This is a genomic window from Shewanella indica, assembly GCF_033842865.1.
GTDB classification, from domain to species: Bacteria; Pseudomonadota; Gammaproteobacteria; order Enterobacterales; family Shewanellaceae; genus Shewanella; species Shewanella indica.
In genome coordinates this window covers 1,758,865-1,781,724 of sequence record NZ_JAWXXR010000001.1, presented here as the reverse complement: position 1 = coordinate 1,781,724, position 22,860 = coordinate 1,758,865, and the positions used below count along the sequence as shown (strand labels likewise).

The following is a 22,860-nucleotide window of genomic DNA, read 5'->3' as shown; positions in this document are numbered from 1 at the left end:
GCCTCCTAGTGACAATCGCTGCAGGACGCACCTTCATGAACCCCGGTCAAACCGGCGCCAATATCATGGGCGCTGTGGCAGCTCTGACATTCCATCTGTGAATTAACATCGGCCCCTATGTAGGTATCCGGCTCACGTTTGGTGCTGCTGTGACAACCGCTACACTCGGCATTACCCTCTGCCACCATTTCAGCGTCCAGGGCATTGTCCAGCGACTTATTGAGGAAGTCAGTAGTGACATAGGCAATCTCGGCCGTCAGCTGAGCGCAGCGCTCCAGTTTCGCCTGATGACTGGAGCCGTACTTGCTCGCTTTCGACCAGTGGGTCACCGAGGTATGGCAAAGAATAGAATTGGCAACCGACTGGCCTATCTTATCTGCGGTCAATAGCTCACCGGCGTTGTCTGTACGGGTCGGTGCGCCAATCGCCTTGAGGAAGGCTTCATCATTTCTCGGCATGGCTGTGTGTTCATAGTAGCGATACACGGAGCGGATCACCGCAGTGCGGTTGACCCCACCCAGAACGTTGACCGCCATAGCCGCCGCATTCAAGCAGCCACACAGGGTTCCCCAACCTGCGATACCGCCGCCACCATAGGCTGCCAGGTTGGTAGGGATAGCAGCGAATTTACAGGCATCCTCGTGCCCCTTGGCCGCCAAAGCCTTCACCAGGGCATCAAACACACCGTACATACAACCACCGCGGCCATAACCTTCATAGGCCAGTTTGGCGACTTCCATCGGGTCCAATTTCACATAGGTCAGTAGCTTGGTACCCAGTTCTCCGCCCCCTTCACTGCCGATCCCTATGCTGGTATCTCCGGAACAAGACTCTGCTGCCAGGGTTGTGGTCGCAATCAGCGAGCTCCCGGCGGCGACTCCAACCAAACCTACTATCTGGCCCATTGCCTGACGTCGATTCACGTTCATACTCATCACCTCTTTTTACACTTATATTTTGTAGAATTGCAAATTAAGCAATACTTACCCTTTATAATCAATGACTTGCACACAATACCAGCTTACTCCCTCTCTTGTTGTGCAGATGTGATCCAAGGCGGGTTTCGATGTTAAAGAGTCAAAAAACCAACAGCCCATCGGCAAGAGACTTGAGCCAAGCAGTAACGGCAGCGACAATGAGCCACTTCGTTAAGCAAGGATCTGCTATGAATTACAGCCTCTTTTTACTCACTCTCTTGCTGCTGGCTGGTTGTCACTCTGAGGTGCAACTGCCGATTAAAGCTGACAAGCTGGAGCCAATCCACTGCCGGGAAGTAAAGGATGACAATGGCGCCCTGGGTTATTACCTCGAAGACTGCATTGACGGATACCGAGGAGAACCCTTCAGCGGCATTGCCATTTGGGGAGCGCCGGATCGCCCCAGCTATAGCGCAGCCCAGTTCAAGGATGGCCTGCGGCATGGCTACAGCTTCAGCACATCCGCGCCGCCCGAGCGTCTACTAAACCAAAGCGCTTGGTATAAAAATGGCAAGTTGCACGGTTGGCAGCTGAACTTTCAATACCAGCAAACTCAATTACGCAGCCGGGAGTTGTATCGAGACGGTGAGCGCCAAGAGCTCTGGCTCTACGATAGCCAAGGCCAACTCGACAGTTTCAAGCGTTTCGACCAGGGTACAGTGATTGAATTCATCTCCTATGAGCAGGGACGGGAGCGAAGGAAACAGTTCAAACGGGACGGCGAGAAATTCACTGTCTGGAAAAGCTATTTCCCCGATGGCTCATTAAAGAACTTCAGTGAGCATCTGGATGAAGAAAATCTCAGAAAACTCAAGGAACAAGGTTACTACGCCAACGGCCGGCTCAAGTTGGACTACCTGTTCGACCGTCGGCAGCGCACCGCAGTGCAGCACACCTTCTGGCGCAATGGCCAGCGCCAGTCCGAGCAACATTATGGTTTCTTTCCTTCGATAGCCGCCGATGGCATCTGGCTCAGTTATTGCGAGAACAATGGCGCCTTGAGCAAACGCACCCCCTACAGTCGAGGCGCCAAGCAGGGCGAGGAACAGCTCTTTCACTGCAATGGTCAGCTACAGGTGAGCAAACGTTTCGACCGGGACAAGCTCATACCACAGACCCTGAGCTACTTCGATGAACAGGGGCGCAACTATCTGCAGGAAGATATAGGCACGAATGGCAAGATGCTGCATACCCGGGTCTATGATGAGCAGGGTAAACTAACCTATCAAGATTAAATTAATATTCAATTAGTTAGTATTATCACCCACAGAGAGTCCAGCTCTTTTTCAAATGCGACTTGCTTATCCCGGCACTGAATTCTAAAATATCTTCACATCAAGATACTTTAAGAAAAGAAATGCCTTACTTAATCGCACTCTTGGCTCCCGTCTTCTGGGGGACCACCTATGCCCTGGTCAGCCTGTACCTGCAGGATATGTCCCCTTTCTGGGTCGCCGTCTGGCGTGCCCTGCCTGCCGGGATCCTGTTATTGCTGCTGCGACCCAAGCTGCCTTCGCTCGCCTGGAGCAAAATACTCTTGCTGGCATTTTGTAATATCGGCGCCTTCTTCGCCTTGCTGTTTATGGGCGCCTACCGCCTGCCAGGCGCAGTGGCTGGCACCCTGGGGGCCACACTGCCACTGATGTTTCTGCTGCTGGCCTGGCTGCTTGATGGCCAAAGGCCGGCATTGAAGTGGACCTTGCTGGCGCTGCTGGGACTGAGTGGAGTGATCTTGTTGCTCAACCCTTCGGCCAAGCTGGATCTGATTGGTGTGCTCTGCGCCCTGAGTGCCACTCTGCTGGTGGCCCAATCATCCCGCTGGATGCAACGCTGGCAAACCGGCGATCTTCTGGTATTGACCGCCTGGCAGTTGTTGCTCGGCGGCTTGATGCTGATCCCGCTGGCCTGGACAGTGGCCGGGGCTCCCACACTACCGGAGCCCAAGACCTGGCCCGCCATCGCTTGGCTGGCCATCTTCAGCACGGCGCTGAGCTACTGGGCCTGGATCTGGTCCATCAAACATCTGGGACCGCAAATCATGGGCATGATGGCCTTGATCAACCCTGTGGTGGCCGTCTCGCTCGGGGTGTTTTTGGTCGGCGAACAGCTGGACAGCTATCAATGGCTGGGGATCGGCCTGATCATGTCGTCACTATTGCTGATGAAACTTCCTGTCCCGGCTATCTGGTATCGCCTGCGCCCCAGCCGGCGCTGACACTCACCTGACATAAGAGCCCTGTTTGGCCCCTGAAAAAGGGGCCAAGGGTTCGGCTTAACTGAATTTAGCAAAATAAGGAAATGGACTATGAGCTCATCAAAATGGCAGCCTGTGTGGCTGATCCTGACCTTAATTATTCTCGGCCTCAACCTGCGCCCCAGTATGGCGGCCATAGGCCCACTGCTGGAGGCTATCCGGACTTCCTTGCCCCTCAGTTACAGTTCCTTGGCACTGCTGACCATGCTGCCCGTGATGACCATGGGAGTCGCTATGTTTATCGGTGCCAAGCTGGCCGCCAGACTGGGAGAGCGCCAAACCCTGCTACTGTCGCTGCTACTGATTGGCTTGGCTAACCTGGCTCGGCTCTGGGCCGGCAGCGGCCTGCAACTGCTACTGACCGCAATCATTGCCGGCTTAGGTATCGCCCTTATTCAGGCGCTGCTGCCCGGAATGATCAAGCGCAGCTATAGCCAGCATATTGAGCGTTACATGGGGATTTACGTAACCGCCATCATGGGTGGAGCGGCCCTGGCTGCTGCCATTAGCCCTTGGCTTGAGCACAGGTTTGGTCATTGGCAGTCGGCGCTGGCCTTCTGGGCTCTGTTGAGTCTGCCGGCGATGCTATTTTGGTTCTGGGGCAAACACGGCCTGCAACCCCTGGGCTTCAACAAGGCAGCAGCAAAGAAGACTTCAGGAAAACCGGGAGTTAGCCCAAGTGTGGGTATAGGCAGCTTTAGCCGCATTCCCAGGGCCTGGCTGTTGGGGCTTTTCTTTGGCCTGAGCACAGCATCCTATACCTGTGTGCTCGCTTGGTTGGCGCCCTTCTTTATCGACTTGGGTTGGCAAGCCACTCAGGCAGGGCTATTGCTGGCGTTTCTGACGCTGATGGAAGTGGTCGCAGGCCTGTTGCTGCCGACGCTTGCGGCTCGCAGTCATGACAGAAGGCCACTGCTATGGCTGTTACTCCTGTCTACAATTGGCGGTTTTATCGGGCTGGCGTTGATGCCACTGGCCCTGCCCTGGTTATGGGCTGCGCTGCTGGGAATAGGCATTGGTGGCCTCTTCCCCTTGAGTCTGATTGTCACTTTGGACCATCTGGACGACTACAGTCAGGCGGGACAACTGACGGCCTTTGTTCAGGGGATAGGTTACCTGCTGGCATCCCTGTCGCCTCTGCTGGCGGGTTATCTCAAGGACAGCTCCAGCAGCTTCACGCTTTCCTGGTTGCTGCTCGCGGCTGTGTCTATGGGCATGCTGGCCATTGCCTGGCGCTTTGATCCCAAGCGCCACAGTCAGCACTTCGCCCTGTTGGCCCAGTGAATCGATTTGCCGGGTGGAAAATTGTTGACCGCCCGGCACTCAAGCAGACTCAAATGAGGTAGAATGGTGTCCCTCTTGTACCATTCTGCTGTCAAAGCAAAGTAACGTGAATCTATCCTATCTATTCCAGCGCCTGCTGCAATGGCTGCCTGATCGTGCCGATCTTCCTGAAGGCTTACGCATAGGGCTGCCCATGATGGCGGGCCTGTTGCTGTTTTCGTTTCTCGGCGACAGTGCCAGCGGCGTCAACGCCCTGATCTGTGCCTGGCTGGTCGGCGTCCAGGGACGCAACCTGGCTTATCCCAAACGAGCCGGGCTGCTGAGCAAGTCGGCACTCCTTTGCTGTATCAGCAGCGCTCTGGCCTTGCTGAGCCTGATCCATCCTTGGCTGGGGATCAGCGTACTCGGCGCCATAGGCCTGTTATATGGCCTCAGCTCAAACCAAAGAAAATACATTCAGCTGCTGACCTACAACGCCGGCTTTTGCCTGATCTGCGGCCTGCACCTGCTGGAGTCGGGTACCGACTGGAAGATGTTGTTGCTCTCCAGCCTGTTCGGCAGCTGGTTGGCAGTCATCAGCGCCGTCGTCGCCGGGCCCTGGATGGCGATACGTCAAGGCGAACAGCTGCTGGCCAGTGTGCAGCGCAAATTCGGCTTCTGGTGCAATATACTCAGCCACTCGGACGCCGCCAATGTCGGCCAGCGTCTGGCCTTGCGGGAACAGCTCGATGATGCCATCGCCGTACTGGCCCACTGGCTGCTGGAAATGCCGGATAAAGCCGAGGTGCAACACATCGCCTGGCAACTGGAGTCGAATCTTATCCTGATAGAAACTCTGGAGAGCATAGGCAGGCTGCAACAAAATGATGCCGCCAACCCGGCACTGCAGCAGTATTTGGCTAATTTTGCCAACGAACTCAAGACCCACAGGGAAAAAGGCATCAAGCCGACGCCGCCGCCCTTGGGTGACAAGCCGCAACCTCTGCTATTGGATGCCGCCAACCGCCTGGCCTTGGCGCTGGATCCCCAAAGACCGCTGGCAGCCGACTGGCGCGAGCGCCTGGAGCTTATCTGGCCTTCCGATGCCCAAAGCGTTCGCAGTCAATGGCGCAAGGCCCTGGTGAAACACTCGCGGGAATGGCACCACGGCCTGAGAATTCTGTTCACTCTGCTGTGTTGTCAGGCAGTGGTGGAACTACTGCAACTGCCGCAGGGGTATTGGGTGACGCTCACCGCCTACATAGTGCTGATGGTAGCACCGCTCGGGCAGTTGCAGGCCAGGATCTGGAGCCGCTTCTATGGCACAGTGCTCGGCTCTGTGTTGGCACTGGGGCTTATCTGGTATCTGGGCGCCGGTAGCTGGTTATTACCGGCCACCTGCCTGAGTGCCTTTCTGGCCTTTGCCACTTTTTACAAGGCCAGATACGAGATCCATGTATTCTGGCTCACCATGCTGATGGTGTTTGCCATCACCCTGTTGTTGCCAAGCGACCCCTATATCGCCTTCTACCGAGCGCTGGACACCTTTACCGGCGCCCTGATGGCATTTCTGGCGATGCATCTGTTTATTCCCAGTTGGACCCGGCGCTGGCTCGACAGCTATGTGTGCCACTTTATCGAGCTGGAACGGGCTTGGCTTGCCAGTATCAATACAGGTAAAGCCGACAACGCCCTGCGCTGGCAAGCCCATGCGGCGCTGAGGCAACTGGGGCAAGAAGTCGGCTTTTTGAAGCTCGAGCCCAACACTGGCCAGCGGGAGCTGCTGGACTGGCAGAGTTTTCTCTGGCTTGGGCTGACGCTGCACTGCACCCTGGTGTTGGTGGCACGCCAGCAGCAAAAGCCGCCGCTGCATTTGGCAGAGCAACAGTTGGCGGCCTGGCCCCAGCTGTTTCGCCAGCGCTTTTTGGCAACAGAGATGCATCAAGCCGAGTCCGGGCCAGCGCCCAATTCAACAGATGCACCTACGCAGCTGTCAGCCAAACAAGCTGAAGCGATTCCCTCTTGGGTAATGCAGGATATCGCCCATCTCTATGCTTGGCTTGACTGGCAACGTCCCTACGCCCTAGGCGGCAATACTCACGGCTGACAGGAGTTCAAGATGTACGATTTTGAATTTTACAATCCAACCCGCCTGCTCTTTGGCCGTAGCAGCCTGGAGCAGTTGGACACTCTGGTGCCCAATGATGCCAGAGTGCTCTTGCTCTACGGCGGCCAAAGCGCCAAACGCAATGGCACCCTGACCCAAGTCGGCCTAGTATTGGGTCAACGTGTCTGCGCCGAGTTCGGCGGCATTAGCCCCAACCCCGAGTACCACCAGCTGTTACAGGCGGTAGAGCAGATAAGGCAACAAAAGCTGGACTTTATTCTCGCCATCGGCGGCGGTTCCATCATAGATGCGGGCAAGTTTATTGCCGCCGCCGTGCCCTATCAGGGAGAGCCCTGGGAGATACTGGAAACCGACGGTCGCCACATTGACCAAGCTCTGCCGCTCGGTACTGTGCTGACCCTGCCGGCCACGGGCTCAGAGATGAATAACTGCGCGGTGATCAGCAATAGCACTCTTGGCCTCAAGCGCTCCTTTCGTCATCCCTCGGTGTTTCCCCGCTTCTCTGTGCTGGCACCACAACTGAGTTTCAGCCTGCCGCAACCACAGGTTGCCAACGGCGTGGTGGATGCCTTTGTGCACGTGACCGAGCAGTACCTGACTTACCCGGTCGACGCCAAGGTACAGGACAGGTTTGCCGAAGGCCTGCTGCTCACTCTGATAGAGGAAGGCCCCAAGGCGCTGGCAGAGCCCGAAAACTATCGGGTGCGCGCCAATATCATGTTCAGCGCCACCATGGCGCTCAACGGCCTGATCGGCGCCGGTGTTCCGCAAGACTGGTCGACCCATAAGCTGGGTCATGAACTGACGGTGCGCCACGGCCTGGATCATGCCGTGACCCTCGCCATACTGCTGCCGGCCATGCTGCGCCTGAGAAAAGCCGCCAAACACGCCAAGCTGCTGCAGTATGCCGAACGGGTCTGGCAACTCATCGACGGCAGCGAAGAACAACGCATAGATGCAGCCATAGAGCAAACCCGGCTGTTCTTTGAATCCATGGGAGTCAAGACTCACCTCAGTGACTATGGCATAGGCCACGAGGCCATAACGCCGCTGCTGGAAAACCTTGAGCGCCAGGGCCTGACCCAACTGGGGGAAGACGGCCGGGTCGACCTTGAGCTGAGCCGACAGGTTTTTCAGGCCAGCCTTTAAAGGCAGTGATTTTTGCCAATAAACAGGCTAATCTGAAACAAGTTCACAACTGCATAACAAGGGAAGTCTTTATGCGTACTCTGATGATAATCAGCCTGGCACTGCTGTCGCTGGTTGCCCAGGCGACTGTCTATAAGTGGGTCGATAAAGATGGCAAGGTGCATTACAGTGATGAACCCACCCCCCAAGCCCAGGCAGTGGAATTCACCGACAAGACCCAGAATCAAATAAGCCTGGAAACGCCTAAAGCTCTGCCCGATCCCATAGAAGTGGAACAGGTCGGCTATGGGTTGAAGATACTTTCACCACAGCATGAAGAAACCATTCGCGATAACGCCGGTGATTTTCAGGTTCAGGTAGAAGTAGAGCCGGAGCTGGCATCGGGTCATTTTCTGCAACTCTACATAGATGGCATCTCCACCAGCGATGCTCAGCGCAGCAATCTCTTCCAGCTCAAGGACATCGACCGCGGCGAACACACGCTGCAACTCAAGGCGGTGCAACAAAACGGCAAAGTCCTTGCATCCAGTAGTCCCATAACCATTTTTCTGCACCAAGCCGGACTGATGCAACCCGCCTTCCCGGCTCCCGGGAAGGGCCCCAAGCCAAGTAACTAATTTTATTTCAATGAATTAGCTACTTTGCATTTCGAGTTAGTCCACAGAGTTGTTGGCTTGCGGCCTGCACCGAATTGGTGCACCATTATGGTGCAATCCTGCTATGGGAAACTCTATGGACACAAATATCCTGCTCAATCATCTGGCAACTGCCGTTCTGGTCATCGACAGTGACCTGCTCCCCAGCTATGCCAACGCCGCTGCCGAGCAGTTGCTGGGCGTCTCCCGCCACAGGTTGCAGGAGCAGGTACTGACAGAGCATCTGCATGCCATAGGAGTTGAACCCAGGGTGCTGCAAAGCGCAGTGCTGGAACGTCAGGGGCTGACGGTCAATACCGCCCAACTCATCAGCCTGGATGGCCAGCACCACACTGTAGATATGACACTGATCCCTCTGGAGCAGGGAGAACAGCTCAAGCCCTTGAGCCTGTTGGAACTCAGGCAGGTGGATCAGCAGCGGCGTATTCACCAGCAGTTGACTCTGGATGCCCAGCAGCAGGCGGCCCAATATCTGGTGCGCAACCTGGCCCATGAGATCAAAAACCCGCTGGGTGGACTGCGCGGTGCGGCGCAGCTGTTGTCCCGCGAGCTTAGCGAGCCGCAGCTCAAGGAGTTCACCACACTCATCATAGAGCAGGCCGACAGGCTGCGCGCCCTGGTAGACCGATTGCTGGGGCCACAGAAACCATCGCAGCACAAGCTGCAGAACATACATCTGGTGCTGCAAAAGGTGATCAATCTGGTGAGTGTGACCCTGCCGCAACAGATACATCTGCGTCAGGATTACGATCCATCCATTCCAGACTTGCCTATGGATGAAGATCAACTGCAACAGGCAATCCTCAACATAGTGCAAAATGCAGTACAAGCCTTGGAGCATCAGGGCGGCGATATCATGATCCGCACCCGCACCGCCCATCAGGTCACCATAGGTAACCAGAGACACAAGTTGGTGCTGGTGCTGTCAATCATAGACAACGGCCCGGGTATCGCCCCGGAACTGGTGGATACCCTGTTTTACCCCATGGTGACAGGCCGTAAGGACGGTAACGGCCTGGGGCTATCCATCGCCCACAATATTGCCAGGCTGCACGGCGGCCGTATCGACTGCGATTCGGCCCCGGGACACACAGAGTTCAGCCTGACATTGCCGATCAACAACCACAGCGGCTAACAAGAGAGGAAACAATATGAGTGAACAGGTTTGGATCCTCGATGATGACAGTTCAATTCGTTGGGTACTGGAACGGGCACTGCAAGGCGCCAAACTCAGCTGCGCCAGCTTTGCCGCCGCCGAGTCACTGTGGCAGGCGCTGGAAATCTCCCAGCCCAAGGTCATAGTCTCGGATATCCGCATGCCGGGGACCGATGGCCTGACCCTGCTGGAACGTATCGGCCTGCATTATCCCCATATCCCGGTGATCATAATGACGGCCCATTCCGATCTCGACAGTGCCGTCAGCGCCTATCAGGCCGGGGCGTTCGAGTATCTGCCCAAGCCCTTCGACATAGATGAGGCGATTGCCCTGGTGGAGCGGGCGCTCAACCATGCCACAGAGCAGGCTCCTGCAGCGGCCGAGCCTCAGGTCAAGGCACCGGAGATCATCGGCGAAGCCCCCGCAATGCAGGAGGTGTTTCGCGCCATAGGCCGTTTGTCGCGCTCATCGATCAGTGTGCTGATCAACGGTCAGTCCGGTACGGGTAAAGAGTTGGTTGCCGGGGCACTGCACAAACACAGCCCACGCAAAGACAAACCCTTTATCGCCCTCAATATGGCGGCCATCCCCAAGGAGCTGATCGAATCCGAGCTGTTCGGCCACGAAAAAGGTGCCTTCACCGGCGCCGCCAGTGTGCGTCAGGGGCGGTTTGAGCAGGCCAATGGCGGCACTCTGTTTCTCGATGAGATAGGCGATATGCCACTGGACGTACAGACCCGGCTGTTGCGGGTACTGGCCGATGGCCAATTCTATCGGGTCGGCGGCCACTCTCCGGTGCAGGTCGATGTCAGGATTATTGCCGCAACCCATCAGGACCTGGAACAACTGGTACTCAAGGGGGGCTTTCGGGAAGACTTGTTCCACCGCCTGAACGTGATTCGAGTTCATCTGCCACCGCTGTCGCAGCGGCGGGAAGATATTCCGCAGTTGGCACGCCATTTCCTGGCCAGTGCCGCCAAAGAGATAGGGGTAGAGGCCAAAATACTCACCCCGGAAACCGCTGCCAAGCTGCAGCAACTACCCTGGCCCGGCAACGTGCGCCAGTTGGAAAACACCTGCCGCTGGTTGACCGTGATGGCTTCAGGCCAGGAAATTATCCCTCAGGATCTGCCGCCTGAGCTGTTCAAGGAGCCCAAGGCACCTCAAGGCAGTGCAAACCCGTCCCAGGATTGGCAAAACGCCCTGAAATTGTGGCTGGATATGCGCCTGTCACAGGGCGAGAGCGATCTGCTGACCGAAATCCAACCCGCGTTTGAGCGCATCTTGCTGGAAACCGCGCTGGAGCATACCCAGGGCCACAAACAGGAAGCCGCCAAACGCCTGGGATGGGGCCGCAACACCCTGACCCGCAAGCTCAAAGAACTGGCGATGGACTGAAACCTCATAAAGATGGGGACATGACCCAAATAAGCCCAAGGGTGCAGGTTATTAAGAGAGGATTTTGGCGGCCAGACGCAGTGCCGCCAAACTCAGGGAATAGCCCCAACGGATCAGTCCCCTGCGTCTGCGATCAGGCAAGAGTAGCCAACTGGAACCATCGGCTGCAATCAACTCGGCGCGCCAAAGAGGTAAAGAGATGATCTCCAGCCGGTAGTATTGACCATTCAAGACTATGGTTTGCCGTCTTGGCAAACCATAGAGGCGCTGACAAAAACACTGTTGCCCCTGCCATTCAAGTTCCAGACGACTGCTTAATGGATAATACCGACAGTGCAGCTCACCCCCTTCGAGATTCAACCTCTGTTGTTGCATCCATGCCATGACAGTGCCCGCTACACAGGATCCTGGTGAATAATCACCTCGGCATGGTCAAAGTCGGCGCGGATCCGCTCGCCTGTGGCCACGGCAATATCGTGGGCCTGTTGCAGGCTCAGCTCTTTGTCCAACTCCAGATGCAGTTGAATAAAGGTGGTCTTGCCCGCCTGACGGGTACGCAGGTCATGAATGCCACGCACTTGAGTATCCTGCTCGGCCAATTGCCGAATGCGCAGCCGGGTTTCATCATCCAGCTCCCTATCGAGCAAGGCCTGAATCGAGCGATACCCCAGCGACCAGGCCTGTTGACCTATGTAGAGGGCGATCAATACCGCGAACAGGCCGTCAGCCCACCACCAGCCATATTGCGCCAAAATCAGCGCCAACAGCACGGCGCCATTGAGAAACAGATCTGACTTATAGTGCAGGGCATCGGCTTCGACCACTGTGCTCTTGGTGGCCGCCAAGGCCCGTTTTTGCAGTAATACCAAAGCCAAGGTCAACACCATGGCGATAATGGATACCACAATACCTAGAGTGGCATGGGTCAAAGGCATGGGATTGACCAGGCGCTCGCCGCCGTGAAACAGCAGCAGGAATGCCGTCCCCATAATAAAGGCCGATTGCGCCAAAGATGCCAGAGGCTCAGCCTTGCCGTGACCATACCTGTGCTCCTGATCGGCAGGGACCAGGGCATAGCGAATGGCAATAAAGTTAACTATGGATGCCAGGGCATCGGCAAAGGAGTCGGTCAGGGAAGCCAACATACTGGCAGACCCGGACCAGAGCCAGGCAGCCAGTTTTATCAGGATCAGGGTAATCGCGGTCGCCACTGCGGCGCGGCTCGCCAATTTAACCCAAAACTCGTAGCGGGAAGTCGGTGTCATTCAAGGGCTCAGCGGTCGGGAGTCACTGAGCCCATAGTAGCAGATTTAATTTGCCGCTGGCCCGAAACAATCACCACAACGGTAAGGACCTTCTTTGAATTTCGCTTGCTGTTCAGGTGTCAGCAAATTATAAATTTGATTGTGTAACTTCATGCGCTCCAACATATGTTGTTCACGCACTTGCTGACGCTGCTCGATAATCTTTTTGGCCTTGGCTTCATCGAAGTTGCCTGAGGTCATCAGTGCCTGCATTTCGGCTCTGTGTGCTGCTCGGGTTTCCTTGTCAGGACGTGACATGCTGCTTCTGTGTTGTTCCATCAACGCCTGGATCTCTGTTTTCTGGGCGTCGGTCAGATCCAGACCTCGCAGGCCATACATGCCAAAATGGCCCTTGTCACCTTTCATGTGGTGGTGATAGCCGCGCTCACCCTTCATGTGATGGTAGCCACGCTCGCCCTTCATGTGGTGATAACCACGGTCGCCGTCACGGTGCGGACAATCGCCGTAGCCGTCACCGGCTTGTACCGCACCAGCCATCAGAGTGGTGCCGGCGATCAGGGCCAGCAAGCTTGCTTTGATTGAAGTCTTCATATGGATATCCTCGTTCTCGGTCGGGAAGTATTTGACGTCTTCCAGTCTAGTCCTCTATGTGTAAGTGTGGGTTCAAACTGAGTAAAGCACTGTAAAGCTTGGTTATCCGGGTTGAAGATCCGTATCTTTACCCAGACTTACACAGCTAAACCGCAGTTGACTCAAAAGCGGGTATACTCGGCAGAGAGAAATTGTGTGAGGCGTATAAATGAGCCGGATTTTATTGATAGACGATGACCTGGGCCTGGCAGAACTCTTGGGGCAATTGCTGGAGCTGGAAGGCTTTGAGCTGACACTGGCCCATGATGGTCAGAGCGGCCTGGAACTGGCGATTGCCAATGATTACGACCTGATCCTATTGGATGTGATGCTGCCCAAGCTCAACGGCTTCGAAGTGCTCAGGGAGCTGCGTGGCAAGAAACAAACCCCCGTGCTTATGCTCACCGCCCGTGGCGATGAGATAGACAGAGTGGTTGGCCTGGAGATAGGCGCAGACGACTATCTGCCCAAGCCTTTCAATGACAGGGAACTGGTTGCCAGGATCCGCGCCATCATACGCCGTGCCAATATCACCCCGCAGGACATTCCCCAGAGCGGTATTCAAACCATAGGCGATCTCAGCCTGGACTCTGCCCGTCAGGAAGCCTATTGCAATGAACAGTTACTGCTGCTGACCGGTACTGAGTTCAGCCTGCTCTATACCCTGGCCAATCAGGCCGGCGAACTGATCAGCAAAGATGAGCTTAGCGAAACCGTGCTGGGCAAAAAGTTGATGCCCTTTGATCGCAGCCTGGACATGCACCTTTCCAACCTACGCAAGAAACTGCCGGAACGCAGCGACGGTCGCCCCAGGGTCAAGACCATACGTGGCAAAGGTTATATCTGGATCCCCTGATGAAATCATTTTCCCTGCCCAATCGCCTCTTTATCAAACTGCTGCTGGGCTTTTGGCTCTGCAGCAGCCTGATCATTCTTGCTGTTGGCATGCTGCCGCTGCTGCAGCAAAACCATGACAGGGCCCCAATGCCGCCTAAACTGCGGGAGGTCTTGTCTCAGGTCGCCGATGAGCTGCAACAGGAACCGGCCAAGTTGAATGGCCGCTTTCTGCACCATTGGGAGCGCAGACGCAGCATGGAAGGCAAGCCAATTCGCATCTATCTGGTCAATGAGCAGGGACAGATAATCAACACTCACAGAGTGTCCAAAGGCATGCGCCGCTTTATGTTGATGGCGGAGGAAGCCAACGCGCCAATTTCACACCAGTTTCGCGATGAACTGATATTCGGCCCATTCGATTTTAAGGTTAACGGCACTCCCTATGCCCTTTATGGCCGGTTGCCGGATCACCACCCCATGCCCTGGTTCTTTTTCTTTATTGAACACAAGTTATTGACATTGTCGCTGGCGATTCTGCTTTCAGGGTTGCTCTGTGGTTTGTTGGCCTGGCACCTGGGCAAGCCGCTGCGTTCGTTGAAACAAAGCGCCAACGCCCTGGCGCTGGGACAATTGAACAGCCGGGTCGACGATGCCACTGCCGGACGCCACGACGAAATCGGCGAACTGGCCCAGGCCTTTAACAGCATGGCGGCCGCCATCGAAACCATGGTCAATAATCAGCAGCGACTGATAAGCGACATCTCCCATGAGCTGCGAACTCCGTTGACCAGACTGCAATTGGCACTGGCTCTGGCACGCAAGAAGGGTATGGCCGGAGATGAAGCCGAACGTATCGCCTACGAGGCCGACCAACTGGAAAAAATGATTGCCGAGCTGCTGGAACTTTCCCGGGTGAAACTCAAGGCACAGGACAACAAACTGAAAGTAGGCTTGGCTGAATCACTGAGCCAGGTACTGGACGATGCCGAATTTGAAGCCGAACAGCAACAAAAAGAGCTCTGCATCCTGATACCGGAAGAACTGGAGTTGCCCATCTACCCAAGACCGCTGTCGCGGGCGATTGAAAACCTGCTGCGCAACGCCATTCGCTACTGCCATGCCCAGGTAAATATCTGCGCCGAGACCAAGGGGCCATGGGTAGAGATAAGCATTACTGACGACGGCCCGGGTATTGAGGAATCTGAGTTGGAGGCTATTTTCAAGCCCTTCTATCGACCGCATTCAGCCAGGGAAAGAGAGAGTGGCGGTTGGGGTCTGGGGCTGGCCATTGCCGATGCCGCAGTGCAAGCCCACGGTGGCCATATTCTGGCAAGCAATCGCGCCCAAGGTGGGCTCGAGGTCGTCATCCATTTGCCACACGCCTGAGCCCCCTCGGGCTCACCTTCCAAAGAGGATTGGCGGCATACATTGTGCTCAATCATGTTGATATGTGACTGCATAACCATTAAACATCTATCTCTGCAGATACTGATTATTAGGGAGGCCAAAAATACGAGGGGCTGGCCCATAATCGCCCCTGAAAAGCCAGTCGCAACACTTCCTCGCTAGGTGAAGCACTGCGCCCCCGCTAAAGCATCTCTTCTGAAAGAGATGGCACAAAGCACAGCGTTACTTTAGTCAATATTTTAATATTGGAGCTAGACCAACATAGGACCAATTGCGTTGAAAACCCACCCTATAAGGGTGAATGACATCAGTAAAATCGTAAAAACAATCGCTAACAAACGCCATTGCATCACCTGCTTAAGCAAGATAAATTCGGGGAAGCTGGCGGCAACTGTGGCCATACAAAAAGCCAATGTTGTCCCTATAGGAAGACCATTGATGATGAGGCTTTCCATAATAGGAATAACCCCAGTCGCATTGGAATAAAGCGGAATACCTATTAACACAGCAACAGGCACAGACCACCATTGACCATCACCCAAGTGAGTTTCAATCCAACCATCCGGAACAAACCCATGAAGTGCCGCGCCAAGCCCAACGCCGATAATGACCCATTTCCATACCCGAGAAAAAATCGCTTTGGTTTCACTTTTGGCAAATTGATGTCGTTCCGATAAAGTCATCAGTGGGGCCGATGCTTCTTGTTGATTATTAGATACACCCGCCTGTAATTTCCCTCTTTCAAACGCCTTGGCTGCAAAGGACTGTAGCCAACGCTCAGCACGAACAGCATCCAGGAAAGCCCCTGCAAGTATACCCACAGACAGACCTACACCTACATAAATCATCGTAAACTTCCACCCCAATAAGCTTACCAACAGCAGAATGGCGACCTCATTAATTAAGGGTGAAGTAATAAGAAATGCCATAGTGATGCCGACAGGAATGCCTGCGGAGGTGAAACCTAGAAACACCGGAATACTTGAACAAGAGCAAAAGGGGGTCACCGCACCAAAACTTGCTCCCAGAAAATAACCGACAAAACGATTTTTACCCGCTAAATAATCCCGAACACGTTCAACATTAAGTGAGGCTCTCACCAAGGCGATGACATAAATCATCAGGATCAACAGCGCGAAAATCTTAGTGGTATCTTCAATAAAAAAGTGTATTGCGTCAGCCAGCTTGGTCTCTGGAGGAATGCCTAACAATCCAAAAGTTATCCAAGTCGCCAGGTCAGAAAAGAGGTGCATCATGATTTACCACCATTGAGCTGTGGCTACATTATTAGGAAAGGTGTCGCGAGGACTTATTCGCACCTTGCTTAGATGGAAAGCCGGAGAAGAAGCCGCTTATTCCGGCTTGGCTATGCTCTACACTGAAGATTCAATGTGTGCCAGCATTAACGCCTTGATCTCCGCAGGACTGGCAAGACGACCTGTCAACTTAACTTGTTCATCTATAACCAAAGCCGGAGTCGACATCACACCGTACTCCATAATTTCTTCGACATCTGTAACTTTAACTAGCTGATAATCAAGCTCTAAAGAATCCGCCACAGCAGAACAAGTTTCAGCCAGCTTTTGGCATTTAGTACAGCCAGACCCTAACACTTTGATTTTAAACATAACACCACCTATCATTTGGTTGTTTAGCCAAATGATAGGTAAGAAACCACTTCGGGAATGCGATCTACTTCTGAATTTGGTGATCCTGTAAACAATCAATACAATTGAGTGAATGAAGCAAACACGGCATAGCTAGATGATAGAAGATCTGCTTCCCACGCTTTTCCATACCGACAATGCCCCTAGTACGAAGTATGGATAGATGCTTGGAAACCGTTGAAAAATCAACATCAAGTGCCTCTACAAATTCACATACACATTTTTCGCCATCAGCAAGTTGTTCAACTATCCATAGACGCGTTGGATGTCCCAAGGCCTTGAAAATATCGGCTTTAGTTTTGGTTAGTTGTTCCACAAATTCTCTTCCACAACACAGAACACATTGTGTGCCATAGTGAATCGATAAACTCACTTTTTAGCAAGGGAGTTATGAAATAAAACACGTCATTGCCAATAAAAAACCAGGGGACAGGGGCAATCCAAGCACCATAAGACGAACTGGCGCTAGCCCTGGCACGCCAAAAGGGGATGGTCGGAGATGAGCAAAAGGAACTTAACTTCCTGATACCGGAAGAGCTGGAACAGTCCATAGCCCCAAAGCTTGAGTCGCTGACGATTGAAAATCTGCTGCGCAACGCCATTCGCTACTGCCATGCCCAGGTAAATAACTGCGCCGAGGCCAAGGGGTCATGGGTAGAAATAAGCCTTACTAACAACGGCCATATTCAGACCAGCAATCGTATCCAAGGTGGATCGAGGTCGTCATCCATTTACCACACGCCTGAGACCTTCAGGCTCATCTTCAAGCCGGGGTTGGCGGCTTAGCCAGGCGGCAAACTGTTGTTTGGAGGGACTGCGCTTATCTGAGTGCCCCATCAGATGGATCAGCGCATAACTGAACTGGTAATAGAGCTGCGGGTCGTCGTGGGCCTTGCAGGCATCGTCGGTATTGATCATGGCGCCACGCAGATAACTCATCACCAGCTCGACCCGATCGAATCCTGGCACCTCTCCCACAGCGGAAATAGTCTTGGCATTCCACTGCATATATTCATCGAAACGTCTTTCACAGCCATGCCGATAAAACTCGGTCGCCAATAGCAACAGGGCTTGATTTGGCATTATCCGCTCAATGACAAATTTATTTGTCGACAATACTTCATAGAGCCGCTGACAATGATGAAATATAAACCTTTCCAGAGGGTCTTTATATTGTATTTCATCCTGTTTGGCCTGCTTGAGCCAATACTCATATTCACTGCAAGCCACTGCCACCATGAGATCGGCTTCTGTAGTGAAATGATTATATACAGTGCCTTTGGATATTTGACTGGCTTCAACAAGATGAGAACGACATAAACCGAAAGTCTTCTGTCCTCTTAAACAACGTTGCGCCACTTCAACCAAAAAGTTTCCTCGTCGTTCCCATTTTCCCATTGGCCACTCCTGAGCAAAGCTTAAATACAAACTCTCCCAACTTCACAATAAAATAGTAACAAGCTTTATGCGACTGCGATATTGAGTAATACTGATACCATTATGAGTCACGCCAATAGCCAATGTTAAAAATAGAATTGCTCGAGAGTTTTATTGCTGTGGCCGAATGCGGCAATTTATCCAAGGCTGCAGAAAAAGTCTGCCGCACCCCGTCAGCATTAAGCTTACAGATCAAAAAGCTGGAAGAAAGTGTCGGCCAACCCTTGTTGCTCCGAGACAATCGAGGCGTAGTGCTGACCGAATCCGGCAATACCCTGCTCAACTACGCCTATAAGATGATGCAACTCAACACCCAAGCCTTGGATGAGCTGAAAGACTGCCAGAATCGCGAAGTGATTCGCCTCGGCGTTCCCACTGATTATATTACCTATTATCTGGACAACTGCCTGCTGGAATTTGTTCGTGAGTTCACCTGTATTGAGTTGGTCATAGACACAGATGTCAGCGGCAATCTGTATAAGCGGTTGCATCAAGGGGAATTCGACCTGATAGTGGCGACCCATTGGCAGCCTCCGGTGCAGGGAGAGCTCCTGTTCGAACGGCGTTTTCATTGGGTTGCCGCCAAGAACGGCAGTGCCCATAAACGAGAAACGATTCCCATGGCACTTTACCCGGAAAACTGCCCCATCAGAGCTCAGGTGTTTGCCAACCACCAACTGTCAATGCGACCCATCAATGTGCTGCTTTCCACCCCCTCTCCCCAAGCCTTGTGCATGGCGGTTGAAAATGATTTGAGCATAGCCCCGATTGCCGAATTCAGGATCAACGACAAGATGCAGATCCTCGATCCCATAGAGCATGATCTCCCTCCCTTGCCCGTGTTCAATGAATCTCTCTATCTCAATCCGAAGAGCCAGACTGAAGCCTGCGATCAACTCATCGCCCTGTTGAAGGCCAATCTCAAAAACAGAAACACGACCGTAGAATAAGATGAAAGCCGGCTAATGCCGGCTTTCATCTTGATTAACTACCACTTGAGCTTACTCAGATCGCACTGAATGGTTTCGCCCTTTTTGGCCGGCGTACCCGGCTGCTGCGCTGATTCACACAAGAGTGTTGTACCATAGTCATTGCGTTTGTCGTGGGCATTGCTTCTGGCCCAAACCGAGACTATCGCTCTCTCTTCCGGCTTGGCTTCGCAGCTACCATCAACATCGAAGGCATGGATGGTGTTCTGGTGAAAATACAACAGGGGATCGCGTTCGCTGCTGCCGGAAAGCCACATGGCATCGACATTGGGTTGCCCGGCATCGAAGCGGACCCGGCGCATCTTGTCATTCTCTTTTACAGTTTCCAACAAAGGTGAATCGGCTTTGATTGCCAGGCTCTTGAACTGATTGGTGCAAGCCGGCAGCCTCATGTTGTAGTACATTTCAGAAATGGCATGGTTGTGAAACGGGTAAAGAGTATCGACCGACTGTACTGTCATACCTACTTCGGCGCCGACTTTCTCACCATTGATGCTGTCAATTCTCAGTAGTCCCCAGTGACCGAAGATCTCTGCATAAGCATAACCGCCACGAACATTATTGTAGTTCTTGTCATTGCGCTTGCTTTCTTCGGCATACATGGGGAACCAACCGGCAGCGGCCCACAGGTTGGGCAAGGCGTTGGCGCTGATGTCATAGGGGAAAGCCGATGGCATCTTCACCTCATCACCTGTGACCATTTTATAGAAGTTATCAGTAAAGATTTTTCCCTGCTTTTGCACCTGTTTATTGGTGACTTTCTGCTTGAAGAATTCATTAAAGCTCATGCGTTTCGCCCACTGAGCCACGGGGGATTTTTGCTCCAGTTCCCCACCTGGGCTGTAGATCCAATTGACATCACGGCGAGCCCCGAAACAAGTTTTGGCACTTTGGGGATTGTGCAATACCTGATAGATATTTTTCACCATCAGCTGCATATCGCGGCGATCCATTACGCAGAACTTTTGCCCGCCGACACTGGTGTCGTAAATAGCCTCATCCGAGTTCAGGCAATGAGCTTGCTCGCCATTGGTAAGCGCCTGGGCAAAGCCATTTAAATAACGCAAGGTTTCATCCCAGAGAATATCGACATACTTTTGATCTTGTTTGGAATACTCTGGCGTTTCACCCAAACAAACAAAACTTGCATTTTCAATATCAGCCAGGGCCAAAAAATCCGGTAATTTTTCCGCCATCGCTGTATTGGAAATCAGCAATGAAATTAATATTAGTTTCTTATTCATCACCTGGAACCTCAATTATATTTAGAGTAAATATCAGGCAAAGCATATACTTGGAATCCATTCCAAAAATGTTGTCTGAACACAGGCAACAAAAAAGATAACAGAATGAAAAAGAGTTGTGAGCCAGCAAACAAAAAAGGCCCACTTGTGATCAAGTGAGCCTATCATAGAATTAAAACAGCCATTGCAGGGACTGTTTTAATCAAAGATATTTACGGGTCACGCTGCCGGTGGAGGAAACTTGAGGCAGCATATAACCCCTTTCATTATTCCTTATGTTTATCGTATTTAAAGGTATGGCAATTACTGCACAGAGGTTTTTTAGGCTGGTGTTCACCATGACACTCAACACAAGGCAGATCTTTACCATAATGCAAGTTGTCATGAGGATTTTGCCATCTTTCCTCACCACTGCGGGCTGTCTTTTTTGCCAGCTCATCGACATCGTGGCACTTAAGGCAGGCACCATCTGAAGGGTACTGCTTAAGCCCTTGGTCGTGACATACCTTGCAATCCTTGCCTATCACTGCCTTATGATAATCGCGCTGCTGAACGGCATGAACCGATACCGAAGTTAGCCCTGCCAACAGCAGTGCCCATACTAAGTTTGCTTTCTTCATTATTGAGTCCTCTCTCACCGTTCAATTCAGGCTTGCATCATGCTGCGGGCCGCAGTCATACCCATCACCATACATTCGGGGATAGAGCAGCTTCCCAGGCGGCTAACGCCGTGGATGCCGCCACACACTTCCCCTGCGGCATAGAGTCCGGCAACCGGCTTACCTGTGAGGCTGTCTTTGACTTCAGCCTTGGTGTTCACCTGGACTCCGCCCTGGCAGTAGTGCACCTTGGGCCACAGACGCACCACAGTGAAAGGCGCTTCAATATACTTATCTTTTGCCTTGGTCATGTTCTTGCCAAACTGCTTGTCTTCACCGCTCTTGACGTAGCGGTTGTACTCTTCGATTTGTGCCTTAAGCGGTTTCAAAGGCACCTCAAAGTGTTTGGCCAGAGCCTCCAGTGAGTCAAACTTCCAACCCACATTGTATTTGAGCACCTTGGCGGTATTGGGGTGCTGTTTGGAGTCCTTGTAGCTGGTGATCAAGATAGGTGGCAGCGGATTGCCCTTCTCGTCGCGACAGGCCAACTCGGCATCGGCTCGGGTCTTGCGGTCGGCAATTTCATTCATAAAGCGCTTACCTGTCATGCGGTTAATCGCTATTGAATGAGGGAAGTTGAAGATGGAATAGTTGGAGACATAACCAAAACCGCCCTCATCGGGGGAGGCCCAGGGCCCGGACTGAATATGTGCCAGATGCACAGGCACAGCGCCGAGACGGAACATCTCCAACATACCTTCACCTGTGGCGCCGGGAGTATTGGTACAACCCACTTCATGGGTCAGAGTCGGATCCTGCGCCATTCGCAGGCCAATATTCTGGGCAAAGCCACCGGTTGCCATCAAGACACCGCGCTTGGACTTGATATACACCAACTTGCCAGAGTCCTCTTCGCCGAAGTAATAACCCTGACGCATCTTCACCCCTTCGATGCGACCATCCTTGCCGAGGACAAAGCCCTCAAACTTGGAGCGGTTATGGGTCTTGACTCCTATCCGCTGGCACTCTTTATACAAAGGCTGGGTAATACCTGCACCGCAACTGACCGCGGTTTGATAAGTACGGGCAACCGAGTGCCCCCCCAATTGTTGCAGGTAAGGATGGTATTCGGCGCCGGCATCCAGGGTCATCTGCAAGGCTTCCACCGCGTGTGAAGCCACATGACGCAGCAGTTCCTCATCGGCGATACCCCTGCCCGATTTCAACTGATCGGCAACCATCTGTTCTACTGAGTCCTTGACACCTTCCTGTTGCTGCATAGGTGTACCCGGCGCGGCGAACAAGCCACCGTTAATAGCAGAGTTACCACCGAAATAAGGCATTTTTTCAAAGATATGCACATCTTTGGCGCCTTTGCGGGTCGCCTCAATGGCCGCTGCCAAACCGGCGAACCCTGAACCGATAATCAGCACTTCAACTTCTTTATCCCAAATCACATCCGTGGCTTTTTCCGATACAGCCAATACGGGAGCAGCCACGGCAACTCCGGCAGCGGCGCCAACGCCCTTAATAAAGTTACGGCGTCCCAGCAGATCTACTTTGCTCATCTGTCATCACCTTTTTCGTTTTAATCGACACTGGCATCTTAGGGGTGGAATCAATTCCAAAACGGGAGTTAAGCGTCAGTTGCTTTTTAAACAAAAGGGCAACATTTAAAAATGACATCTGGCTTGGGTTTTAACTGTAAAGCCGGACAAGTGACATTCTTTGGAACGGTTTCCAAACTTCGCCGCAGCCCACAAGACAGGCATGAAATCAGGGGGGAAGTGAGAGCGACTGATA

The 22,860-nt window shown here is 53.2% G+C and carries 22 protein-coding genes; 11 read left to right on the top strand and 11 right to left on the bottom strand.

Annotated features, from left to right (window positions below):
* Positions 1 to 5 precede the first annotated feature (5 nt).
* A complete protein-coding gene (locus tag SIL79_RS08250; protein ID WP_039034699.1) occupies positions 6 to 929 on the bottom strand; it encodes a C-GCAxxG-C-C family (seleno)protein in 924 nt (307 codons plus the stop codon).
* A gap of 236 nt (positions 930 to 1,165) precedes the next feature.
* Here SIL79_RS08250 and SIL79_RS08245 point away from each other — a divergent pair, with 236 nt between their 5' ends.
* The 8 genes from SIL79_RS08245 (at position 1,166) to glnG (ending at position 10,982) form a co-directional block, all read left to right on the top strand.
* Positions 1,166 to 2,212 (top strand): toxin-antitoxin system YwqK family antitoxin, encoded by a 1,047-nt coding sequence (locus tag SIL79_RS08245; protein WP_319619122.1) that lies wholly within the window; start codon positions 1,166 to 1,168, stop codon positions 2,210 to 2,212.
* Positions 2,213 to 2,334: 122 nt separating this feature from the next.
* Positions 2,335 to 3,192 (top strand): DMT family transporter, encoded by an 858-nt coding sequence (locus tag SIL79_RS08240; RefSeq protein ID WP_071476362.1) that lies wholly within the window; start codon positions 2,335 to 2,337, stop codon positions 3,190 to 3,192.
* A 90-nt stretch (positions 3,193 to 3,282) separates the two neighbouring features.
* Positions 3,283 to 4,515, top strand: coding sequence for a cyanate transporter (locus SIL79_RS08235; protein ID WP_071476361.1), 1,233 nt, complete (start codon positions 3,283 to 3,285; stop codon positions 4,513 to 4,515).
* A 106-nt stretch (positions 4,516 to 4,621) separates the two neighbouring features.
* Positions 4,622 to 6,601 carry an FUSC family protein gene (locus tag SIL79_RS08230; protein WP_319619121.1) on the top strand — a complete coding sequence of 660 codons (1,980 nt, stop codon included), beginning with the start codon at positions 4,622 to 4,624 and terminating at the stop codon, positions 6,599 to 6,601.
* Between the two features lie 12 nt (positions 6,602 to 6,613).
* Entirely contained in the window at positions 6,614 to 7,771 is a 1,158-nt protein-coding gene (locus tag SIL79_RS08225) for an iron-containing alcohol dehydrogenase (RefSeq protein WP_319619120.1), read from the top strand.
* Positions 7,772 to 7,842: 71 nt separating this feature from the next.
* Positions 7,843 to 8,388, top strand: coding sequence for a DUF4124 domain-containing protein (locus SIL79_RS08220; protein WP_039034705.1), 546 nt, complete (start codon positions 7,843 to 7,845; stop codon positions 8,386 to 8,388).
* A 115-nt stretch (positions 8,389 to 8,503) separates the two neighbouring features.
* A complete protein-coding gene (glnL, locus tag SIL79_RS08215) occupies positions 8,504 to 9,562 on the top strand; it encodes a nitrogen regulation protein NR(II) (RefSeq protein ID WP_039034706.1) in 1,059 nt (352 codons plus the stop codon).
* Between the two features lie 16 nt (positions 9,563 to 9,578).
* Positions 9,579 to 10,982, top strand: a complete 1,404-nt coding sequence (gene glnG / locus SIL79_RS08210) for a nitrogen regulation protein NR(I) (protein ID WP_093983933.1) — start codon at positions 9,579 to 9,581, stop codon at positions 10,980 to 10,982.
* Between the two features lie 51 nt (positions 10,983 to 11,033).
* Here glnG and SIL79_RS08205 read toward each other — a convergent pair whose 3' ends face one another.
* Genes SIL79_RS08205 through SIL79_RS08195 form a run of 3 tightly spaced genes read right to left on the bottom strand, consistent with a single transcriptional unit; the run spans position 11,034 to position 12,838 of the window.
* Positions 11,034 to 11,366: a hypothetical protein gene (locus SIL79_RS08205; RefSeq protein ID WP_233962843.1), complete on the bottom strand. Its 333-nt coding sequence runs from the start codon at positions 11,364 to 11,366 to the stop codon at positions 11,034 to 11,036.
* Positions 11,367 to 11,377: 11 nt separating this feature from the next.
* Positions 11,378 to 12,247 carry a cation efflux pump FieF gene (fieF, locus tag SIL79_RS08200; protein WP_100143371.1) on the bottom strand — a complete coding sequence of 290 codons (870 nt, stop codon included), beginning with the start codon at positions 12,245 to 12,247 and terminating at the stop codon, positions 11,378 to 11,380.
* Positions 12,248 to 12,292: 45 nt separating this feature from the next.
* Positions 12,293 to 12,838: a Spy/CpxP family protein refolding chaperone gene (locus SIL79_RS08195; RefSeq protein ID WP_071476356.1), complete on the bottom strand. Its 546-nt coding sequence runs from the start codon at positions 12,836 to 12,838 to the stop codon at positions 12,293 to 12,295.
* A gap of 208 nt (positions 12,839 to 13,046) precedes the next feature.
* Between SIL79_RS08195 and SIL79_RS08190 the strand changes: the two genes are divergently transcribed.
* Together SIL79_RS08190 and SIL79_RS08185 are read left to right on the top strand one after the other, a co-directional pair.
* Positions 13,047 to 13,733, top strand: coding sequence for a response regulator (locus tag SIL79_RS08190; RefSeq protein WP_039034710.1), 687 nt, complete (start codon positions 13,047 to 13,049; stop codon positions 13,731 to 13,733).
* A complete protein-coding gene (locus SIL79_RS08185; RefSeq protein ID WP_039034711.1) occupies positions 13,733 to 15,100 on the top strand; it encodes an ATP-binding protein in 1,368 nt (455 codons plus the stop codon). The genes SIL79_RS08190 and SIL79_RS08185 overlap by 1 nt, the downstream gene beginning before the upstream one ends.
* Before the next feature lie 272 nt (positions 15,101 to 15,372).
* Here the strand turns inward: SIL79_RS08185 and SIL79_RS08180 are convergent, their stop codons facing one another.
* From SIL79_RS08180 to SIL79_RS08165, 4 genes are all read right to left on the bottom strand, one after another.
* Positions 15,373 to 16,377: a permease gene (locus SIL79_RS08180; RefSeq protein ID WP_162206588.1), complete on the bottom strand. Its 1,005-nt coding sequence runs from the start codon at positions 16,375 to 16,377 to the stop codon at positions 15,373 to 15,375.
* A 117-nt stretch (positions 16,378 to 16,494) separates the two neighbouring features.
* On the bottom strand, positions 16,495 to 16,749 hold the full coding sequence (locus tag SIL79_RS08175; protein WP_071476355.1) for a thioredoxin family protein: 255 nt from the start codon (positions 16,747 to 16,749) through the stop codon (positions 16,495 to 16,497).
* A gap of 64 nt (positions 16,750 to 16,813) precedes the next feature.
* Entirely contained in the window at positions 16,814 to 17,104 is a 291-nt protein-coding gene (locus tag SIL79_RS08170) for an ArsR/SmtB family transcription factor (RefSeq protein WP_039034715.1), read from the bottom strand.
* A gap of 407 nt (positions 17,105 to 17,511) precedes the next feature.
* Entirely contained in the window at positions 17,512 to 18,186 is a 675-nt protein-coding gene (locus tag SIL79_RS08165; RefSeq protein ID WP_039034716.1) for a TetR/AcrR family transcriptional regulator, read from the bottom strand.
* A 122-nt stretch (positions 18,187 to 18,308) separates the two neighbouring features.
* Between SIL79_RS08165 and SIL79_RS08160 the strand changes: the two genes are divergently transcribed.
* Entirely contained in the window at positions 18,309 to 19,175 is an 867-nt protein-coding gene (locus SIL79_RS08160; RefSeq protein ID WP_162206587.1) for a LysR family transcriptional regulator, read from the top strand.
* A 38-nt stretch (positions 19,176 to 19,213) separates the two neighbouring features.
* Here SIL79_RS08160 and SIL79_RS08155 read toward each other — a convergent pair whose 3' ends face one another.
* From SIL79_RS08155 to SIL79_RS08145, 3 genes are all read right to left on the bottom strand, one after another.
* On the bottom strand, positions 19,214 to 20,458 hold the full coding sequence (locus SIL79_RS08155; RefSeq protein WP_233962842.1) for a cupin domain-containing protein: 1,245 nt from the start codon (positions 20,456 to 20,458) through the stop codon (positions 19,214 to 19,216).
* 266 nt (positions 20,459 to 20,724) lie between these two features.
* Positions 20,725 to 21,078 (bottom strand): cytochrome c3 family protein, encoded by a 354-nt coding sequence (locus SIL79_RS08150; protein WP_039034718.1) that lies wholly within the window; start codon positions 21,076 to 21,078, stop codon positions 20,725 to 20,727.
* A gap of 26 nt (positions 21,079 to 21,104) precedes the next feature.
* Positions 21,105 to 22,625: a flavocytochrome c gene (locus SIL79_RS08145; protein WP_319619119.1), complete on the bottom strand. Its 1,521-nt coding sequence runs from the start codon at positions 22,623 to 22,625 to the stop codon at positions 21,105 to 21,107.
* Positions 22,626 to 22,860: the final 235 nt, after the last annotated feature.

Bases quoted from the DNA above. Each gene is read 5' to 3' on its own strand.
- SIL79_RS08145 (WP_319619119.1), bottom strand. From the start codon at position 22,625: ATGAGCAAAGTAGATCTGCTGGGACGCCGTAACTTTATTAAGGGCGTT.
- SIL79_RS08235 (WP_071476361.1), top strand. From the start codon at position 3,283: ATGAGCTCATCAAAATGGCAGCCTGTGTGGCTGATCCTGACCTTAATT.
- SIL79_RS08220 (WP_039034705.1), top strand. From the start codon at position 7,843: ATGCGTACTCTGATGATAATCAGCCTGGCACTGCTGTCGCTGGTTGCC.
- SIL79_RS08190 (WP_039034710.1), top strand. From the start codon at position 13,047: ATGAGCCGGATTTTATTGATAGACGATGACCTGGGCCTGGCAGAACTC.
- SIL79_RS08155 (WP_233962842.1), bottom strand. From the start codon at position 20,458: ATGAATAAGAAACTAATATTAATTTCATTGCTGATTTCCAATACAGCG.
- SIL79_RS08165 (WP_039034716.1), bottom strand. From the start codon at position 18,186: ATGGGAAAATGGGAACGACGAGGAAACTTTTTGGTTGAAGTGGCGCAA.
- SIL79_RS08205 (WP_233962843.1), bottom strand. From the start codon at position 11,366: ATGGCATGGATGCAACAACAGAGGTTGAATCTCGAAGGGGGTGAGCTG.
- fieF (WP_100143371.1), bottom strand. From the start codon at position 12,247: ATGACACCGACTTCCCGCTACGAGTTTTGGGTTAAATTGGCGAGCCGC.
- SIL79_RS08240 (WP_071476362.1), top strand. From the start codon at position 2,335: ATGCCTTACTTAATCGCACTCTTGGCTCCCGTCTTCTGGGGGACCACC.
- SIL79_RS08245 (WP_319619122.1), top strand. From the start codon at position 1,166: ATGAATTACAGCCTCTTTTTACTCACTCTCTTGCTGCTGGCTGGTTGT.
- SIL79_RS08160 (WP_162206587.1), top strand. From the start codon at position 18,309: ATGTTAAAAATAGAATTGCTCGAGAGTTTTATTGCTGTGGCCGAATGC.
- SIL79_RS08150 (WP_039034718.1), bottom strand. From the start codon at position 21,078: ATGAAGAAAGCAAACTTAGTATGGGCACTGCTGTTGGCAGGGCTAACT.
- SIL79_RS08195 (WP_071476356.1), bottom strand. From the start codon at position 12,838: ATGAAGACTTCAATCAAAGCAAGCTTGCTGGCCCTGATCGCCGGCACC.
- SIL79_RS08185 (WP_039034711.1), top strand. From the start codon at position 13,733: ATGAAATCATTTTCCCTGCCCAATCGCCTCTTTATCAAACTGCTGCTG.
- SIL79_RS08180 (WP_162206588.1), bottom strand. From the start codon at position 16,377: ATGATGCACCTCTTTTCTGACCTGGCGACTTGGATAACTTTTGGATTG.
- SIL79_RS08250 (WP_039034699.1), bottom strand. From the start codon at position 929: ATGAACGTGAATCGACGTCAGGCAATGGGCCAGATAGTAGGTTTGGTT.
- glnL (WP_039034706.1), top strand. From the start codon at position 8,504: ATGGACACAAATATCCTGCTCAATCATCTGGCAACTGCCGTTCTGGTC.
- SIL79_RS08175 (WP_071476355.1), bottom strand. From the start codon at position 16,749: ATGTTTAAAATCAAAGTGTTAGGGTCTGGCTGTACTAAATGCCAAAAG.
- glnG (WP_093983933.1), top strand. From the start codon at position 9,579: ATGAGTGAACAGGTTTGGATCCTCGATGATGACAGTTCAATTCGTTGG.
- SIL79_RS08225 (WP_319619120.1), top strand. From the start codon at position 6,614: ATGTACGATTTTGAATTTTACAATCCAACCCGCCTGCTCTTTGGCCGT.